This window comes from Achromobacter sp. DH1f (genome assembly GCF_000633435.1).
In the GTDB taxonomy this organism is placed as follows: domain Bacteria; phylum Pseudomonadota; class Gammaproteobacteria; order Burkholderiales; family Burkholderiaceae_B; genus Achromobacter; species Achromobacter deleyi.
Genome location: NZ_AYMF01000049.1, coordinates 1 through 1,788, shown reverse-complemented (window position 1 = coordinate 1,788; position 1,788 = coordinate 1). Strand labels below are relative to the sequence as shown.

Below are 1,788 nucleotides of genomic sequence, written 5' to 3'. Positions count from 1 at the left end.
GCGCGCGCCTGACGCCCTACCCTATCAACCCGCTCCTGGAGGATTGCCATGGAACCTGCCTGCCTGCTGACCCACCCCGCCAACGGCCCCTATGCCGCCGGACAGGCGGGCCAGCACGACCGGTACGACGCCGTGCGCGCCACCAGCACCGCGCTGGCCGCGCCCCTGAGCCCCGAAGACTGCCAGGTGCAATCCATGCCCGATTGCAGTCCCGTCAAATGGCATCTGGCGCACACGACCTGGTTCTTCGAGACCTTCCTGCTGACGCATTTTCATCCACCCTATTCGGTGTTCCATCCGCAGTACCGGATGCTGTTCAATTCCTACTACAACGCGGTCGGCGCCAAGCATCCGCGGCCGCAACGAGGGCTGCTGTCGCGCCCCCCGCTGTCCGACGTGCTGCATTACCGCCAGCATATCGACCACGCCATGCATGAACTGATCTCGCGGCTGGGCGGCAACGACCCGGCGTTCGATGCGTTGCTGGAACTGGGGCTGAATCACGAACAGCAGCACCAGGAACTGATCCTGACGGACGTCAAGCACATGCTGTCGGGCAACCCGCTTCGGCCGGCCTACGTGGCCTCGGGCTCGCCCGCGCTGCCGCCCGGCACGCCCGCCGGCTGGACCCGCTACCCGGGCGGCATCGTCCGTATCGGCCACGACGGCAACGGCTTCGGCTTCGACAACGAAGGTCCCGCGCACGACGTGTTGCTGGCGCCCTTTCACCTGGCGGACCGGCTGGTGACCCAGCACGAATACCTGGCCTTCATCCGCGACGGCGGCTACAAGCGCCCGGAACTGTGGCTGTCGCTGGGTTGGGAACGGGTGTGCGCCGAGGGCTGGCGTGCGCCGCTCTACTGGGAAGGCCAGCGCGACGATTGGCAGGTGTTCACGCTGCGCGGCATGCAGGAACTGGAATTGCAGGCCCCGGTCACCCACATCAGCTATTTCGAGGCCGACGCCTATGCGCGCTGGGCCCGCGTGCGCTTGCCGCGGGAGGCGGAATGGGAGCACGCCGCCCGGCAGCTACCGGACGCCAGCTATGCCAGCCGCGCCAACCTGCTGGAAAACGGCCATCTGGACCCCCGCCCCGCCCCCGCCCGACTCGGCGCCAGTGGCCCTGCACAACTGTATGGCGACGCCTGGGAATGGACCGCCACCAGCTATGACGCCTACCCGGGCTTTACCCCCGACGCCGGGGCGGTAGGCGAATACAACGGCAAGTTCATGTGCAACCAGTACGTGCTGCGCGGCGGCTCCTGCGCCACGCCACGCGGCCATATCCGGCCCAGCTATCGCAATTTCTTCCCGCCCGAGGCCCGGTGGCAGTTTTCGGGCATCCGGCTGGCGCGGGATGCCTGAGGCGGGGGACGTTAAAAAAACGCCCCCCACCCAGTTGCATTGCCAAAAAATTTCATGCTAGAATTTCGTTCTTCGTTACTCAGCTTCGTTTGAAACAGCAGCTTGAAACTGCGGTTTGAAACTGAAACCTGGGGCGCGAAAAAGATGGCGCATTAGCTCAGCCGGTTAGAGCGACGGAATCATAATCCGCAGGTCCCCTGTTCGAATCAGGGATGCGCCACCAAGAATTTAAAAAGGCCTTCACGAAAGTGAAGGCCTTTTTGCATTGGGCCATTTAGAATGCTGCGCGATCCCCCCCGGAAAGAGCATCGACATGCCGCTGCCCCTGATTCGACTTGCCCACCCCAGTGACCCGAAAACTGCGCAGAAAACTGCGCTGAAAAAGACCCTGGCGACGGTTGCCGCCGCCCTGGCGCTGACCGC

The 1,788-nt window shown here is 64.5% G+C and carries 1 protein-coding gene and 1 tRNA gene; both read left to right on the top strand.

Annotated features, from left to right (window positions below; translation table 11 throughout):
* Positions 1–48: 48 nt before the first annotated feature.
* Positions 49–1,365 carry an ergothioneine biosynthesis protein EgtB gene (gene egtB / locus U858_RS0131980; RefSeq protein WP_025141181.1) on the top strand — a complete coding sequence of 439 codons (1,317 nt, stop codon included), beginning with the start codon at positions 49–51 and terminating at the stop codon, positions 1,363–1,365.
* 146 nt (positions 1,366–1,511) lie between these two features.
* Positions 1,512–1,588: transfer RNA gene (locus U858_RS0131975), tRNA-Met, on the top strand.
* Positions 1,589–1,788: the final 200 nt, after the last annotated feature.

Excerpts from the sequence above, each read along its gene's own strand:
- egtB (WP_025141181.1), top strand. The coding sequence starts at position 49 with ATGGAACCTGCCTGCCTGCTGACCCACCCCGCCAACGGCCCCTATGCC.